Origin of the sequence: Streptococcus mitis, assembly GCF_003942685.1 — a bacterium.
In the GTDB taxonomy this organism is placed as follows: Bacteria; Bacillota; Bacilli; order Lactobacillales; family Streptococcaceae; genus Streptococcus; species Streptococcus mitis_CD.
On sequence record NZ_RJNR01000007.1, the window covers coordinates 49,522 to 66,449 of the forward strand.

The window sequence follows — 16,928 nt, forward strand, 5'->3', positions numbered from 1 at the left end:
CTTGCTTCTGGTAGGGCCTTTTCTTTATTCTTTTAAGTGATAAGAGTAGCTAGCGACAACGACGTCTTGGTGCCAACGAAGGGCGTATTTGAGTTTAAGACTCATCTGATTGTGCAGGATATTTTGCCAAGGTTTATTAGGGATAAACTGGGGGACGAGGACAGTGACTGTATAGTTCTTTTTCTGAGCTTCCTCGGAAATTCGTTTGACATACTTGACAGTAGGGGTAATGATATCGCGGTAGCTGGTCTTGATATTTTTCAGAGTAATGGTTGGGAAGTAATCGGCAAATTCTTGGAGAATTTCTTGGTCTTTTTCTGCGGTTTCCTTTGTAGAAATGTGCATGGCTAAGACTTCGTCACCGATACTTTGGGCATAGTTAATGGCTCCGACGCTGACTCTGGTAACATTTCCTACTAGGACGAGGACAAGATTGCCATCGTAGGTACGTTTTTCGATTCCTTCATAGAGTCGCAGTTGTTGGGCTACTTTTTGGTAATGACTGTGAATTGCTAAGAAGAGTAGGGTGAGTACGAGAATAATCGGGAAGAAGGGCCAGATATCACTGAGACGGAAAAAGAGCAAGATTAGTACAATCGCGTAGCAAATGATAGCTCCAAGGATATTGGCAAGGGCAGGTTTTAAGAAATTTGCCCCATTTTCTTTTTTCCAATGACGAATCATCCCAGTCTGAGATAGGGCGAAGGGAACGAAGACCCCGATAGTATAAAGAGGAATCAAACGTTCGGTATTGCCATTAAAAATGAGAAGAAGAATCATAGCCCCAAAAGCCAGAGTTAAAATTCCATTGGAGTAGCCTAGGCGGTCTCCTTTTTCCATAAAGAGATGGGGCATGTATTTGTTTTTAGCCATATTGTAAGCCAGCATAGGGAAAGCCGAAAAGCCAGTATTTGCAGCTACGGCCAAAATCAAGGCTGTGGAGAATTGGAAGATATAATACCCAAGGTGGCCTAAGAAGGAAGTGCCAAGGATGCCTTGAGCCATCTGTGAAAGAATAGTTTCTCCGTGTTGAGGCATAATCCCCATCCAGTAGTTTAGGAAGGTGATACCAGCAAAAAGAAAACCTAAAATCAGTGACATAATGGTCAAGGTTTGAGCGGCATTCTTTTCTTTTGGACCCTTGAAAAAGGGAACGGCATTTGAAATAGCTTCAACTCCTGTCAGAGAGGCAGAGCCGCTGGTAAAGGCTCTTAGAATGAGAACTATAGACAGGCTCGGAACAGCATGCCCAATAGGTGAAGTTGCCTGATAGCTGAGAGACCCTGTCATTAGTTGAAAGATTCCGTAGAGCAAGAGAAAGACAGTACTGATGATAAAGAGATAGACAGGAATCATCAGTGAACTGGCAGATTCTTTTAAGCCCCGTAAATTCAAGAGCATAAGCAAGCAAACTAGAAAAATGGAAATGTGGAGGTTGTAAGGGTGTAGAGCAGGGAGAGCTGCTGTGATAGCATCGGCTCCAGATGCAACAGATACCGCTACGGTCAGCATGTAGTCAACTAGCAGACTACCTCCAGCGATTAAGCCAAGTTCGGGAGATAGATTTTCTCGAGTAACCATATAGGCCCCTCCCCCTTGAGGGTAGGCATGGATGATTTGACGGTAGGAGACGGTCAGGCTAGATAGGAGCAGGAGGACAAAGAGGCCGATAGGAAGGCTCCACCATATCGCAAGAGGAGAGAGACTAGCCAAGACGAGGACTACTTGCTCAGGTCCATAGGCAATGGAAGATAGAGCGTCGCTTGACAACATGGCCAAGGCCTGCATTTTTCCCAGCAGACCTCCCTCGCCTTCTGTTAAGGATTTAAGAGGACGACCGATAAAAGTCTGTTTTAATTTTGTAAACATGGTATTTTCCTTTTCTGAAAATTTCAATAAGTGCTATTATACTGCTTTGGGAAAATAGCGTCAAGAGAGGACGATGGATTTTAGAATATTTTGTACAGATGAGGAGAGAGGTCAGTTTTTTTGCTATAATAGTAGATAGAAAACGAGGTTAGAAGAGATGATTTTTGATACACATACACACTTGAATGTAGAAGAATTTGCAGGTCGTGAGGCAGAAGAAATTACCTTGGCTGCTGAGATGGGTGTGACACAGATGAATATTGTTGGTTTTGATAAACCGACGATTGAGCGTGCTTTGGAGTTGGTGGATGAGTACGACCAACTCTACGCGACTATTGGTTGGCATCCGACAGAAGCGGGGACTTACACGGAGGAGATTGAAGCCTACTTGCTTGATAAGCTCAAGCATCCAAAGGTAGTTGCCTTGGGTGAGATTGGTTTGGATTACCATTGGATGACAGCGCCAAAAGAGGTGCAGGAGCAGTTTTTTCGCCGTCAGATTCAGTTATCTAAGGACTTGGATTTGCCTTTTGTAGTTCATACCCGTGATGCGTTGGAAGATACCTATGAGATTATCAAGAGCGAGGGCGTTGGTCCTCGAGGTGGTATCATGCATTCATTTTCAGGGACGCTTGAGTGGGCAGAGAAGTTTGTCGAGCTTGGTATGACCATTTCCTTCTCAGGAGTGGTGACTTTCAAGAAGGCAACTGACATCCAAGAAGCAGCTAAAGAGTTACCTTTGGACAAGATTTTGGTGGAAACGGATGCTCCCTACTTGGCTCCTGTTCCTAAACGTGGTCGTGAAAATAAAACAGCCTACACTCGCTATGTAGTGGACTTTATCGCTGACTTGCGTGGCATGACGGCAGAAGAGCTAGCGGCGGTAACAACTGCAAATGCGGAGCGAATTTTTGGATTGGATAGCAAATAATGAAAGAAAAAATTTCTCAAGTTATCGTGGTCGAAGGGCGCGATGATACGGCCAATCTCAAACGTTACTTCGATGTAGAGACCTATGAGACCCGAGGTTCTGCCATCAATGATCAGGATATAGAGCGGATTCAGCGCTTGCACCAACGTCATGGAGTCATTGTCTTTACAGACCCAGATTTTAATGGGGAGCGGATTCGGCGCATGATCATGACGGCCATTCCAACAGTTCAGCATGCCTTCCTCAAACGAGATGAAGCTGTTCCTAAATCAAAGACCAAGGGACGTTCTCTGGGAATTGAGCATGCCAGCTATGAGGATTTGAAAACAGCGCTGGCTCAGGTGACAGAGCAATTTGAAAACGAGAATGAGTTTGACATTAATCGTAGTGACTTGATTCGTCTTGGTTTTCTAGCGGGAGCAGACAGCCGTAAGCGTAGAGAATATCTAGGAGAGGCTCTCCGAATCGGCTATTCCAACGGCAAGCAACTCCTCAAACGCCTAGAGTTGTTTGGGATCACCTTGGCAGAAGTGGAAGAAGCTATGAAATCTTATGAGTAGGGAAGATGTAGCCGTTACAATTTTTTAAGTTTCACAGTATTTTTCGAAGCAGGTAGAAGAGGAGACGTCTGATGTTAATTGGTCAAAAAATTAAAGAGATTCGGATAGAAAAAGGAATTAGTCGTCCAGATTTTTGTGGAGATGAGCAAGAACTGACAGTTCGTCAACTGTCGCGAATTGAAAGTGGAGCTTCGCAACCGAGTTTGCCCAAGTTAGACTATATTGCTCGCCGGCTAGGAGTTCCCGCTTATAGCCTTATGCCGGATTTTTCAGCTCTTCCTCCTGCTTATTTAGAATTGAAATACCAAATTTTACGTGAACCAATCTATGGTAAAGAAGAGGAGTATGATAAGAAGGAAGCGTGTTTGGAAGAGATAGAGGATTTATTTTATGAGCAACTTCCTAATGAGGAAAAAATATGGTTTGAAGCTACTAGAGCAACGATAGATGTTATTCGAAGCGGACGACCAGAATATGGGGAAACCGTACTGGACGATTATTTTAAAACAATTTATGATAAGGAATTGTTTTTGATAAATGAATTAGAAGTTATCAACTTATATTTTGCTATAGTGCTTACAAAGATAAAACAAGGTCAAAATCAGATTGAAGAAATTAACAGAATTCATTCGTTTTTAGTTCGTTTGACAAATCATGTAGAATTAATTGCACCAGAATATCTGTTTGCTTTAAGTAACACTTTGTTTTCGGGTCTAGCCTGTTTGGATAATCTGTCGTCTTATGATTCACTCGGAGCTTATATCTTTAGCCTTAATCATATAATGGAAAAAACACAAGATTTTCAGAAGAAACCAATTATATTAATGTTGGAGTGGAAATTATCTCTAATAATAAACAATGATTATGTTTCTGCCGAACAGTTCTATCAGAAATCGAAGCTATTTGCTGATATAATAGAAAATTCTTATTTAGTTACTATGTTGGAGAAACAATGGCAAGAAGATTTAAAAAAATATTTATAAACATAGTGAATCAGTGACAAAAATGTCCTTGTTCTAGTATTGAAATGGTTCTAAAGTTCGTCTTTAGGACTGTTTTTTTTATATATAAGCTAAAAATGACACGAAATGGTTCTATTTTAAGGACATTGATGTCCTTTGAGTTTATTTAAGAATAATTTATAATTAATAAAAATGTGAAAGGAGATTACAGTATGAACTTTTTTAGTTTATTTTATTTAGTTACTTGGTGGTTTAAATAAAATTTAGTTATGTCTACTTAGTCTCAAAAAATTTATTCATAACATATAATAAATACAACTTGATAGACTAAATTAGAAAAATAAGGAGAGGATACCATGAGGTGTTGCTTTGAAAAGGTCTATGATCCATGACTTAGTTTTACTTGAATAGAAAATGGACAATATATAATAAATATTTATGATAAAATAAAAAATAGAGGAGTATCAATATGAAACAAACAGTTAAAAAATTAGCCCTTGTAGCGAGCATTGCAGCAACATTAGGTGGAAGTGTAGCAGTAGTATCGGCCGCGGTTAAGTATCCAGATGGTGGTGTCTGGACGTATGGTTCAGGTGACGGAGGTGCTTACTCAAACTACTATCACTCTTCAGAATATCATAGCTCAACAGTTGTTAGTAGAAAAACTGGTTCATCTGATAAGGGATATGCTGGTGCTGGAGGGACTTCTCGTGCATGGATTCGTACTTCTTGGGGAGAGAAAGTTGCATTCTACTATAATGTTTAGAATGGTATAGCCCTATTGTTTAGCTTTACTTGGTCACCTTCTCACTAAGTGACCAAGTAACTTTTTGGAGGAAATGATGAAACGTTTATTTATTTTGATTTCAATGGTATTGGTATCGCTTTATATGGTGATAACTTCCGTTGACCATCGAGAAGAGATTTTATTTGGTAACTATCCTTCTGTTGATGTGACAGGAATGGTGATAAATCAACCAGTAGCTAGTCGCGAAGAGGTGACAGAGGCTTTGAGTCACTTGGCGGTAGAGCATAATAGTCTCATCGCCCGTCGGATTGTTGAGCCAAATGAAGCTGGAGAAACACGCTTTATCTATGCCACTTATGGTGAGGGAGAGCTTCCAGAAGGTCTGACCATTTCCTCCAAGGAGAGTTCAGAAACGAGTGATTTATTAGGGTCTTACTTGATTGTGTCAGGAAGTTTGGATGGAGTGAGTTTACAGACCACCTTGAAAGAACTTGGTTATCAAGGCTTTGTTTCGAATGGAGAAGATCCATTTTCGATAGTCTTATTATTGGCGGCCACCCCTATGGGGCTACTGAGTCTAGCTATTTTTCTGCTGACCTTTATGAGTCTGACCCTGATTTATCGGATCAAGTCCCTTCGTCAAGCAGGGATTCGCTTAATAGCTGGTGAGAGCTTGTTTGGGGTGGCTCTCAGACCAGTGTTAGAAGATGTGAGACAGCTTATCTGCTCAGTGCTGGTATCCAGTCTTTTGGGATTGGGGATTCTCTGGTATCAAGGTGCCTTGTTTATGGCAACGGTACAACTGGTCATCATTGGTCTTTTGCTTTATGGATTGGCCTTGGTAGGGATTTCTACCTTATTAAGTATCGTGTATCTACTTGGTTTACAAGAAAATAGTCTGGTGGATCTATTGAAAGGGAAACTCCCTCTCAAACGTATGATGACATTGATGATGGTGGGGCAACTCTTGGCCGTGCTGGTGGTCGGCTCGAGTGCGACTGCTCTCCTACCCCACTACCGTGAAATGCAGGAAATGGAGAGAGCTAGCGATAAATGGAGCCAGTCCTCAGACCGTTACCGTCTATCCTTTGGTTGGTCTAGTGCATTTGCCGATGAAGAAGGAATGCGTAAGGATAATCGTGAGTGGCAGACATTTACTGAAGAACGGTTAGCCAATACAGACTCTTTTTATATTATGAGCAATGTTGACAATTTCTCAGATGGAGCAGAAGTGGACCTAGATGGCAATCGTCTCAATGACTACACACCGTCAGGGAATGTCATCTATGTCTCACCGCGCTATCTGATAGAAGAAAAGATTACCGTTTCTTCAGAGTTTATGGATAAGATGCAAAACTTGTCTGAGGGAGAGTTTGGGCTGATCTTGCCTGAGAGCTTGCGAGAGCAGTCTGCCTACTATCAAGGATTATTTACAGATTACCTGCAAAACTTTTCATCTGAAAGTGTAGAAGTGACGAGTCAGAAACACTACCTCCCACAGGTAACGCTAGCTTTTACAGAAACAGGACAGGAACGCTTCCTCTATAACGATGGGTACAAGACGACACGCCAGTACCTAAAAGATCCGATTATTGTAGTTTTAACGCCGCAAGCGACTGGAACAAGACCTGTTGCAGGGATGTTATGGGGAACTACGGCTAATAGTGCCTTGAAATTAGATCAATATCAAGACAGCATCACAGCTCTAAAAGAGCAAGGTCTGTATCACAAGGTCTCTTATTTGGTAAAAAGCCAGCTATTTTTTGCCAAGGTACTAAATGACAAACGGATGGAGTTCTACTCTCTCCTTATTGGGACTATTTTGACTCTATCTACGGCTATCTTGTTATTTGATTCCATGAATCTTCTCTATTTTGAGCAGTTTAGACGGGAGATCATGATTAAACGTCTTTCTGGTATGACAATCTATGAGCTTCATGGCAAGTACTTACTGGCGCAAGGAGGAGTTCTCTTACTTGGGCTAATCCTATCTAGTGTTTTGACAGGAGATAGCTTGATTAGCGCTCTAGTTGTAGCTTTATTTACTCTTAACGCCCTCTTGATTTTAGTAAGGCAGGATAAAAAGGAAGAAGCTGGTAGCATGGCAGTATTGAAAGGAAAATAAGATGATTGATATTCAAGAATTGGAAAAGAAGTTTAATGACCGCGCGATTTTCTCTGGTTTAAATCTCAAGTTGGAGAAGGGCAAGGTTTATGCCTTAATCGGAAAGAGTGGAAGCGGAAAGACGACTTTGCTTAATATCTTAGGAAAGCTAGAAAAGATAGATGGTGGAAGGGTTCTCTATCAGGGGAAAGATTTAAAAACCATTCCCACTCGTGAGTATTTTCGAGACCAGATGGGCTATCTCTTTCAAAATTTTGGACTCTTAGAAAACCAATCAATCAAAGAGAATTTGGATTTGGGCTTTGTTGGTCAAAAAATTTCAAAAGTAGAACGTTTGGAAAGGCAAGTGGAGGCTTTAGAAAAGGTTAATCTAGGGTATTTGGATCTAGAACAAAAAATTTATACTTTATCTGGGGGAGAGGCTCAACGAGTTGCCCTTGCGAAGACTATTTTGAAAAATCCACCCTTGATTTTGGCAGATGAACCAACAGCAGCTCTTGATCCTGAAAATTCAGAGGAGGTTATGAATCTCTTGGTGGGCTTGAAAGATGAAAATCGAATTATCATCATTGCGACCCATAATCCCCTAGTCTGGAATAAGGCCGATGAAATCATTGATATGAGGGAGCTTGCTCATGTGTGAAAAAATCCGTATTCGCAGGGTATCTGATTATCCTAGTGCCAGAGGTGGTTTAGAAGATATTCTCATCATGGAAAATATGACCAATCATCTCCTTTTGGTTCAAATCCGAGTGAATGGCTATTTGCTTGATTTTGCTAGTATTGAAGGGCAAAGGCAAAAGCATTATCGTTTGAAAAATTTACCTCAAACGGTTGAACTGACAGTGGACGACGTGGAGGAGGATGTAGATTTGACCCTACCTGAAAATCGAAGTTATAAAGAAGCTGATTTTTTCGAACGGATGTTTCGAGAGAACCGCTAAGTCCACCTTTAAAGATTTTCAAGACTATCTTTCTTCATGAGAGAAGATAGTTTTTTGGTATGATTTTCACCCCCAAAATACAAGGGGAATGTGTTACAATAGTAGTAACAGATAATAGAAAAGAGAATAAATGAGAATTGCAGATTACAGCGTGACCAAGGCAGTGCTGGAGCGTCACGGTTTTACCTTTAAAAAGTCCTTTGGGCAAAATTTCTTGACGGATACCAATATCCTACAAAAAATCGTGGATACGGCTGAGATTGATGACCAGGTCAATGTCATCGAAATCGGGCCAGGGATTGGTGCCTTGACCGAGTTTCTGGCTGAGCGTGCAGCAGAGGTCATGGCCTTTGAAATTGACCATCGTTTGGTACCGATTTTGGCAGATACCCTGCGTGATTTTGATAATGTGACCGTAGTTAACGAAGATATTCTCAAGGTTGATTTGGCGCAACATATCCAGAATTTCAAAAATCCTGACCTGCCCATCAAGGTAGTGGCTAACTTGCCATACTACATCACGACACCTATTCTCATGCACTTGATTGAAAGTGGGATTCCTTTTAGTGAGTTTGTCGTCATGATGCAAAAGGAAGTGGCGGACCGCATTTCAGCCCAGCCGAATACCAAGGCTTATGGTAGCTTGTCGATTGCGGTGCAGTATTACATGACAGCCAAGGTTGCCTTTATCGTGCCTCGTACGGTCTTTGTGCCAGCGCCAAATGTGGACTCAGCCATCTTGAAAATGGTGCGTCGTCCAGAGCCGGTTGTAGCAGTGGAAGACGAGAACTTCTTCTTTAAGATTTCCAAGGCAAGTTTCACCCATCGCCGCAAGACCTTGTGGAACAATTTGACAGGTTACTTTGGCAAGACTGAGGAAGTTAAGGACAAGCTGACCAAGGCTTTGGACCAAGCAGGCTTGTCACCAAGTGTACGTGGGGAAGCTCTCAGCTTGGAAGAATTTGCCAGCCTAGCAGATGCACTTAAAGGGCAAGGACTCTAAGATGCAGGGACAAATTATTAAAGCCTTGGCAGGCTTCTACTATGTAGAGAGTGAGGGCAAGGTTTATCAGACACGGGCGCGTGGAAATTTCCGTAAAAAAGGTCACACACCCTACGTTGGGGATTGGGTAGATTTCTCTGCGGAGGAAAATTCAGAGGGCTATATTCTCAAGATTCACGAACGGAAAAATAGTCTGGTCCGTCCGCCCATTGTCAATATCGACCAAGCTGTAGTAATCATGTCCGTCAAGGAACCTGAATTTAACAGCAATTTGCTGGATCGGTTCTTGGTTCTCTTGGAGCACAAGGGCATTCATCCCATCGTTTATATTTCTAAAATGGATTTGTTGGAAGATAGAGGCGAACTGGATTTTTACCAACAAACCTATGGTGACATCGGCTATGACTTTGTGACCAGTAAAGAGGAACTCCTGCCCTTGTTAACAGGCAAGGTTACAGTCTTTATGGGGCAGACAGGTGTTGGAAAATCAACCCTTCTCAATAAAATCGCACCAGACCTCAATCTTGAAACAGGAGAAATCTCAGACAGTCTGGGTCGCGGGCGCCATACCACTCGAGCTGTTAGTTTTTACAACCTTAATGGGGGTAAAATCGCAGATACACCAGGTTTTTCATCGCTGGATTATGAAGTAACAACGGCTGAAGACCTCAATCAGGCCTTCCCAGAGATTGCTACTGTTAGCCGAGATTGTAAGTTCCGTACTTGTACCCATACCCATGAGCCGTCCTGTGCAGTGAAGCCAGCAGTGGAAGAAGGGACTATTGCCAGCTTCCGTTTTGACAACTACCTGCAATTCCTCAGTGAAATTGAAAATCGTAGAGAAACCTACAAAAAAGTCAGCAAAAAAATTCCAAAATAAGGAGAAACCTATGTCTCAATACAAGATTGCTCCGTCAATTCTGGCAGCAGATTATGCCAACTTTGAACGTGAAATCAAACGCTTAGAAGCAACTGGGGCAGAATATGCCCATATCGATATCATGGATGGGCACTTTGTGCCACAAATCAGTTTTGGTGCAGGTGTGGTCGAAGCTCTTCGCCCTCATAGTAAGATGGTCTTTGACTGCCACTTGATGGTAGCTAATCCAGAGCATCATCTGGAAGACTTTGCGCGTGCGGGAGCAGATATCATCAGCATCCATGCGGAAGCAACGAATCATATTCATGGTGCCCTCCAAAAAATTCGTTCACTCGGAGTTAAGCCTTCAGTCGTTATCAATCCTGGCACACCAGTTGAAGCCATCAAGCACGTCCTTCATCTAGTTGACCAAGTCTTAGTCATGACAGTTAACCCTGGCTTCGGTGGGCAAGCTTTTCTACCTGAAACCATGGATAAGGTTCGTGAGTTGGTTGCACTTCGTAAGGAAAAAGGTTTGAACTTTGAAATCGAAGTGGATGGTGGGATTGATGATAAAACGATTGCTCAAGCTAAAGAAGCTGGTGCGACCGTTTTTGTAGCAGGTTCCTATGTCTTTAAGGGAGATGTCAATGAGCGAGTACAAACTCTCAGAAAACAACTGGACTAGGGTTGCAGTTTTTGCAGGCGGAGACCGCGGTCATTATCGGACAGATTTTGATGCTTTTGTCGGTGTGGATCGAGGCTCGCTCTGGGTCTTGGAAGAAGATTTGCCTCTTGCTCTAGCAGTCGGAGATTTTGATTCTGTGACCGAAGAAGAGCGACAGGTGATTCAAAAACGTGCCCAGTATTTTGTTCAAGCCCGACCAGAAAAGGATGATACTGATCTGGAATTGGCTCTCTTGACTATTTTTGAGAAAAATCCTCAGGCTGAGGTTACTATTTTCGGTGCTTTGGGTGGCCGTATTGACCATATGCTGGCCAATGTTTTTCTGCCTAGCAATCCCAAGTTGGCTCCCTATATGCGTCAGATAGCGATTGAGGATGGGCAAAACTTGATTGCCTATTGTCCAGAAGGAACCAGTCAGCTAGAACCTCGTTCAGACTACGACTATCTTGCCTTTATGCCGGTTCGGGATAGCCAGCTGACCATTCTTGGTGCCAAGTATGAGTTGACAGAGGAAAATTTTTTCTTTAAAAAAGTGTACGCTTCTAACGAATATATAGATAGGGAAGTGTCGGTGACTTGCCCAGATGGCTATGTAGTCGTGCTGCATAGCAAGGACAGGAGGTAGGATGGAAAGTTTACTTGTTCTATTATTGATTGCCAACCTTGCTGGCCTCTTTCTGATTTGGCAAAGGCAGGATAAGCAGGAGAAACACCTAAGCAAGAGCTTGGAGGATCAGGCAGATCACTTGTCAGACCAGTTGGACTACCGCTTTGAACAAGCCCGACAAGCCAGTCAGTTGGACCAAAAAGATTTGGAAGTGGCTGTCAGTGACCGTTTGCAAGAAGTGCGAATCGAGTTGCACCAAGGCTTAACTCAGGTCCGTCAAGAAATGACGGAGAATCTCCTCCAAACCAGGGATAAGACTGACCAACGTCTCCAAGCCCTGCAGGAATCAAATGAGCAACGTTTGGAACAAATGCGCCAGACAGTCGAGGAAAAACTAGAAAAGACCTTGCAGACACGCTTGCAGGCTTCCTTTGAGACAGTTTCCAAACAACTGGAGTCTGTCAATCGAGGCCTTGGAGAGATGCAGACAGTTGCGCGTGATGTCGGTGCTCTTAATAAGGTTCTCTCTGGAACCAAAACGCGAGGAATTTTGGGAGAATTGCAACTGGGGCAAATCATTGAAGACATTATGACACCAGCCCAGTACGAGCGAGAATTTGCAACGGTTGAAAACTCTAGCGAGCGAGTGGAGTATGCTATCAAGTTACCTGGACAAGGCGACCAGGAATATGTCTACCTGCCAATCGACTCTAAATTTCCACTGGCAGATTATTACCGTTTGGAAGAAGCCTATGAAGCAGGCGATAAGGACGAAATCGAACGTTGTCGTAAGTCACTCCTAGCAAGCGTCAAGCGCTTTGCCAAGGATATCAAGAACAAGTACATAGCCCCACCTCGTACGACCAATTTTGGAGTTTTGTTTGTTCCGACAGAAGGTCTCTACTCAGAAATCGTCCGCAATCCGGTCTTCTTTGATGACTTGAGACGGGAAGAGCAGATTATTGTCGCAGGACCAAGTACCCTGTCAGCTCTGCTCAATTCCCTATCGGTTGGCTTCAAGACTCTCAATATCCAAAAGAGTGCCGACCATATCAGCAAGACTCTTGCTAGTGTCAAGACCGAGTTTGGCAAGTTTGGTGGTATTCTGGTCAAGGCACAAAAACATCTCCAACATGCCTCTGGCAATATTGATGAATTATTAAACCGTCGCACTACAGCTATCGAGCGGACGCTCCGTCACATTGAGTTGTCAGAAGGTGAGCCTGCGCTTGATCTACTCCATTTCCAAGAAAATGAGGAAGAATATGAAGATTAGTCACATGAAAAAAGATGAGCTATTTGAAGGCTTTTACCTAATCAAGTCAGCTGACCTGAGGCAAACTCGAGCTGGGAAAAACTACCTAGCCTTTACCTTCCAAGATGATAGTGGCGAGATTGAAGGGAAGCTCTGGGATGCCCAACCTCATAACGTTGAGGCCTTTACCGCAGGTAAGGTTGTCCACATGAAAGGGCGCCGAGAAGTTTATAACAACACCCCTCAAGTCAATCAAATTACTCTCCGCCTGCCTCAACCTGGCGAACCCAACGATCCAGCTGATTTCAAGGTCAAGTCACCAGTTGATGTCAAGGAAATCCGTGACTATATGTCGCAAATGATTTTCAAAATTGAAAATCCTGTTTGGCAACGAATTGTCCGAAATCTCTACACCAAGTATGATAAGGAATTTTACTCTTATCCAGCAGCCAAGACCAACCATCATGCCTTTGAAACGGGTTTGGCCTATCATACGGCGACCATGGTGCGTTTGGCAGATGCTATTAGCGAAGTCTATCCTCAGCTCAATAAGAGCCTGCTCTATGCAGGGATTATGCTACATGACTTAGCTAAGGTCATTGAGTTGACGGGACCAGATCAGACCGAATACACAGTTAGAGGCAATCTCCTTGGGCATATTGCTTTGATTGATAGCGAAATTACTAAAACAGTTATGGAACTTGGCATTGATGATACCAAGGAAGAAGTCGTTCTGCTCCGCCACGTCATCCTCAGTCACCATGGCTTGCTTGAGTATGGAAGTCCAGTCCGTCCACGCATTATGGAAGCAGAGATTATCCATATGATTGATAATCTGGATGCAAGCATGATGATGATGTCAACAGCTCTGGCTTTGGTGGATAAAGGAGAGATGACCAATAAAATCTTCGCTATGGACAATCGTTCCTTCTATAAACCAGATTTAGATTAATAATTTAAGAAAAACGAGCATTTTTAGGATAAGAATGTTCGTTTTTTTATGTGAATATGGTATAATAGATAAAATATCAAAATTAAATGAAGTAGGAAATAGAAATGAAATTAAGAAGAAGTGATCGGATGGTTGTCATTTCCAACTATTTGATTAATAATCCTTATAAACTAACTAGTCTCAATACTTTTGCTGAAAAGTATGAATCTGCCAAATCATCCATCTCAGAGGATATCGTCATTATCAAACGCGCCTTTGAAGAAATTGAAATCGGTCATATCCAGACAGTAACTGGTGCTGGTGGTGGTGTTATTTTCACACCATCAATCTCAAGTCATGATGCCAAGGAAATGGTCGAGGACTTGCGTGCCAAGTTGTCAGAAAGTGATCGTATCTTGCCAGGTGGCTATATCTACCTGTCTGATTTGCTTAGCACACCAGCTATCTTGAAAAATATTGGTCGCATTATTGCCAAGAGCTTTATGGACCAAAAAATTGATGCGGTTATGACAGTAGCGACTAAGGGTGTTCCACTTGCAAATGCAGTTGCCAATGTCCTCAATGTTCCTTTTGTTATTGTGCGCCGTGACCTGAAAATTACCGAAGGTTCAACTGTCAGCGTCAACTATGTATCCGGTTCAAGTGGTGACCGCATTGAGAAAATGTTCCTTTCAAAACGTAGTCTCAAGGCAGGCAGTCGTGTCTTGATTGTGGATGACTTCTTGAAAGGCGGAGGAACTGTCAACGGGATGATTAGTCTCTTGCGTGAGTTTGATTCAGAATTGGCAGGTGTAGCGGTCTTTGCGGATAATGCTCAAGAAGAACGCGAAAAGCAGTTTGATTACAAGTCACTCTTGAAGGTAACCAATATTGATGTCAAGAACCAAGCCATCGATGTTGAGGTTGGCAATATCTTTGACGAAGATAAATAAGAGATAGAACTAAAGGTTGGAACGATTGTCCCAGCCTTTCTTTGCAAATAGAATAGAAGGAAACTTATGAAAACACCATTTATCAATAAAGAAGACTTAGAAGCGATTGTTGCCGAGTTCCCGACACCTTTTCACTTGTATGATGAGAAGGGAATTCGTGAAAAGGCAAGAGCTGTCAACCAAGCATTTTCGTGGAACAAGGGTTTTAAGGAATATTTTGCAGTTAAGGCTACTCCCACCCCAGCTATTTTGAAAATTCTCCAAGAGGAAGGCTGTGGTGTGGACTGCTCTAGTTATGTAGAACTTTTGATGAGTCATAAACTGGACTTTCCAGGTTCTGAGATTATGTTCTCTTCAAACAACACGCCAGACAAGGAATACGCCTATGCACGTGAATTGGGTGCGACCATTAACTTGGATGCCTTTGAAGATATTGAACATCTAGAGAGAGCAGCAGGTATTCCAGAAATTATCTCTTGTCGTTACAATCCTGGAGGCGTTTTTGAACTGGGGACAGACATCATGGACAATCCTGGAGAAGCCAAGTTTGGCATGACCAAGGATCAGCTCTTTGAAGCTTTTGCCATCTTGAAGGAAAAAGGAGCCAAGACTTTTGGGATTCACTCCTTCCTAGCGTCCAATACCGTAACCCATCTCTATTATCCAGAGTTGGCTCGTCAGCTCTTTGAATTGGCTGTTGAAATCAAGGAAAAGTTGGGCATTTCGCTAGACTTTATCAATCTTTCAGGCGGTATTGGTGTCAACTATCGTCCAGACCAGGAGCCAAATGATATCGCTTTGATTGGTGAGGGAGTTCGTAAGGTGTATGAAGAAGTCCTTACGCCAGCAGGTCTTGGTGAGGTCAAGATTTTCACTGAATTGGGTCGTTTTATGCTAGCTCCTCACGGTGCTTTGGTCACAAGAGTCACTCATAAGAAGGAAACCTACCGTACCTATCTAGGTGTGGATGCATCAGCAGTCAACCTCATGCGTCCAGCCATGTACGGCGCCTACCACCATATTACCAATATGACTCATCCAGAAGGACCAGCTGAAGTGGTAGATGTGGTTGGTTCACTCTGTGAAAACAATGATAAATTTGCAGTGAATCGCGAACTGCCTCATACAGAAATCGGTGATTTGCTGGTAATTCATGATACAGGTGCCCACGGATTTTCAATGGGATACCAGTACAACGCCAAACTTCGTTCTGCGGAAATCCTCTATACCGAAGAAGGTAAAGCCCGTCAAATCCGCCGTGCGGAGCGCCCTGAGGACTATTTTGCAACCTTATATGGCTTTGATTTTGAAGAATAAAATGATAAGTAATTGAAAATGAAATTGAAAAACAGATTGCTTTCTAAAAAATAGGCAAAAATCTTGTTTTTCCTTCAAGTCGTGATATAATAAAACTATAAAACGTTTTCAAGGAAGGTAACGATATGTCTGAAGAAACAATTGATTATGGACAAGTGACAGGAATGGTGCATTCGACAGAAAGTTTTGGGGCGGTAGATGGCCCTGGTATTCGCTTTATTGTCTTTTTGCAGGGCTGTCACATGCGTTGCCAGTATTGCCACAACCCAGACACTTGGGCTATGGAGTCCAATAAATCACGTGAACGGACGGTAGATGATGTTTTGACAGAGGCCTTGCGCTACCGCGGTTTCTGGGGGAATAAGGGTGGGATTACAGTCAGTGGAGGGGAAGCCCTCTTGCAGATTGATTTCTTGATTGCCCTCTTTACCAAGGCTAAGGAACAAGGAATCCACTGTACCTTGGATACCTGTGCCCTTCCTTTCCGTAATAAACCACGTTACCTTGAGAAGTTTGACAAACTCATGGCTGTTACTGACTTGGTTCTCTTGGATATCAAGGAAATCAACGAAGAACAGCACAAAATTGTCACTAGCCAAACCAATAAAAATATCTTGGCCTGTGCCCAGTATCTATCAGATATCGGGAAACCTGTCTGGATTCGCCACGTGCTAGTTCCAGGTTTGACAGACAGAGATGATGACTTGATTGAACTTGGTAAGTTCGTCAAGACTCTCAAAAATGTGGATAAGTTTGAAATTCTACCATATCATACCATGGGTGAGTTCAAATGGCGTGAATTGGGAATTCCTTATTCGCTCGAAGGGGTTAAACCACCAACAGCAGACCGCGTCAAGAACGCTAAAAAACTCATGGATACCGAAAGTTACCAAGACTATATGAAACGTGTACATGGATAAAAAAGAAGCCTGATGGAAACATCGGGCTTTTAAATTTACACAAATATAGATAATTAAATGAAACAAAATTTTATACTCTTCGAAAATCTCTTCAAACCACGTCAGCGTCGCTTTGTCGTATATATGTGACTGACTTCGTCAGTCTTATCTACAACCTCAAAACCGTGTTTTGAGCAGCCTGCGGCTAGCTTCCTAGTTTGCTCTTTGATTTTCATTGAGTATTAAATCTTTTTTACTCTCTAAATTCTGAAAAAAA

17 protein-coding genes are annotated in these 16,928 nt (G+C 42.6%); 16 read left to right on the forward strand and 1 reads right to left on the reverse strand.

Annotated elements, in window-relative coordinates:
* Window positions 1-24: 24 nt before the first annotated feature.
* Window positions 25-1,869 (reverse strand): APC family permease, encoded by a 1,845-nt coding sequence (locus tag D8855_RS06350; protein ID WP_125416594.1) that lies wholly within the window; start codon window positions 1,867-1,869, stop codon window positions 25-27.
* 157 nt (window positions 1,870-2,026) lie between these two features.
* Here D8855_RS06350 and D8855_RS06355 point away from each other — a divergent pair, with 157 nt between their 5' ends.
* The 16 genes from D8855_RS06355 to pflA all read left to right on the forward strand — a co-directional run bounded on the left by D8855_RS06355 (window position 2,027) and on the right by pflA (window position 16,672).
* Complete coding sequence (locus tag D8855_RS06355; protein ID WP_125416596.1) at window positions 2,027-2,800, forward strand: TatD family hydrolase; 774 nt, start codon at window positions 2,027-2,029, stop codon at window positions 2,798-2,800.
* Window positions 2,800-3,360 (forward strand): ribonuclease M5, encoded by a 561-nt coding sequence (rnmV, locus tag D8855_RS06360; protein WP_125416598.1) that lies wholly within the window; start codon window positions 2,800-2,802, stop codon window positions 3,358-3,360. Before D8855_RS06355 ends, rnmV begins: the two co-directional genes overlap by 1 nt.
* 71 nt (window positions 3,361-3,431) lie before the next feature.
* Window positions 3,432-4,343 carry a helix-turn-helix domain-containing protein gene (locus tag D8855_RS06365; RefSeq protein ID WP_000904842.1) on the forward strand — a complete coding sequence of 304 codons (912 nt, stop codon included), beginning with the start codon at window positions 3,432-3,434 and terminating at the stop codon, window positions 4,341-4,343.
* Window positions 4,344-4,791: 448 nt separating this feature from the next.
* Window positions 4,792-5,088: a lactococcin 972 family bacteriocin gene (locus tag D8855_RS06370; RefSeq protein ID WP_000815396.1), complete on the forward strand. Its 297-nt coding sequence runs from the start codon at window positions 4,792-4,794 to the stop codon at window positions 5,086-5,088.
* A 76-nt stretch (window positions 5,089-5,164) separates the two neighbouring features.
* On the forward strand, window positions 5,165-7,195 hold the full coding sequence (locus tag D8855_RS06375; protein WP_000825283.1) for a bacteriocin-associated integral membrane family protein: 2,031 nt from the start codon (window positions 5,165-5,167) through the stop codon (window positions 7,193-7,195).
* Between the two features lies 1 nt (window position 7,196).
* Window positions 7,197-7,838: an ABC transporter ATP-binding protein gene (locus tag D8855_RS06380; protein WP_125416600.1), complete on the forward strand. Its 642-nt coding sequence runs from the start codon at window positions 7,197-7,199 to the stop codon at window positions 7,836-7,838.
* Window positions 7,831-8,139 carry a hypothetical protein gene (locus D8855_RS06385; RefSeq protein WP_000333261.1) on the forward strand — a complete coding sequence of 103 codons (309 nt, stop codon included), beginning with the start codon at window positions 7,831-7,833 and terminating at the stop codon, window positions 8,137-8,139. The genes D8855_RS06380 and D8855_RS06385 overlap by 8 nt, the downstream gene beginning before the upstream one ends.
* Before the next feature lie 130 nt (window positions 8,140-8,269).
* A complete protein-coding gene (gene rsmA / locus D8855_RS06390; protein ID WP_125416602.1) occupies window positions 8,270-9,142 on the forward strand; it encodes a 16S rRNA (adenine(1518)-N(6)/adenine(1519)-N(6))-dimethyltransferase RsmA in 873 nt (290 codons plus the stop codon).
* A gap of 1 nt (window position 9,143) precedes the next feature.
* The gene (rsgA, locus tag D8855_RS06395) at window positions 9,144-10,022 is read left to right on the forward strand and encodes a ribosome small subunit-dependent GTPase A (RefSeq protein ID WP_125416604.1); all 879 of its coding nucleotides are present in this window, start codon (window positions 9,144-9,146) and stop codon (window positions 10,020-10,022) included.
* 10 nt (window positions 10,023-10,032) lie between these two features.
* Window positions 10,033-10,689 (forward strand): ribulose-phosphate 3-epimerase, encoded by a 657-nt coding sequence (gene rpe / locus D8855_RS06400; protein WP_125416606.1) that lies wholly within the window; start codon window positions 10,033-10,035, stop codon window positions 10,687-10,689.
* Complete coding sequence (locus D8855_RS06405; RefSeq protein WP_125416608.1) at window positions 10,652-11,314, forward strand: thiamine diphosphokinase; 663 nt, start codon at window positions 10,652-10,654, stop codon at window positions 11,312-11,314. The genes rpe and D8855_RS06405 overlap by 38 nt, the downstream gene beginning before the upstream one ends.
* 1 nt (window position 11,315) lies before the next feature.
* Window positions 11,316-12,572: a DNA recombination protein RmuC gene (locus D8855_RS06410; RefSeq protein ID WP_125416610.1), complete on the forward strand. Its 1,257-nt coding sequence runs from the start codon at window positions 11,316-11,318 to the stop codon at window positions 12,570-12,572.
* Complete coding sequence (locus D8855_RS06415; protein WP_049492793.1) at window positions 12,562-13,503, forward strand: 3'-5' exoribonuclease YhaM family protein; 942 nt, start codon at window positions 12,562-12,564, stop codon at window positions 13,501-13,503. The genes D8855_RS06410 and D8855_RS06415 overlap by 11 nt, the downstream gene beginning before the upstream one ends.
* A gap of 104 nt (window positions 13,504-13,607) precedes the next feature.
* Window positions 13,608-14,435: a pur operon repressor gene (gene purR, locus D8855_RS06420; RefSeq protein ID WP_004238844.1), complete on the forward strand. Its 828-nt coding sequence runs from the start codon at window positions 13,608-13,610 to the stop codon at window positions 14,433-14,435.
* 66 nt (window positions 14,436-14,501) lie between these two features.
* Window positions 14,502-15,752: a diaminopimelate decarboxylase gene (locus D8855_RS06425; protein WP_125416612.1), complete on the forward strand. Its 1,251-nt coding sequence runs from the start codon at window positions 14,502-14,504 to the stop codon at window positions 15,750-15,752.
* A gap of 125 nt (window positions 15,753-15,877) precedes the next feature.
* A complete protein-coding gene (gene pflA / locus D8855_RS06430) occupies window positions 15,878-16,672 on the forward strand; it encodes a pyruvate formate-lyase-activating protein (protein ID WP_004255837.1) in 795 nt (264 codons plus the stop codon).
* The last annotated feature ends 256 nt before the right edge of the window (window positions 16,673-16,928 follow it).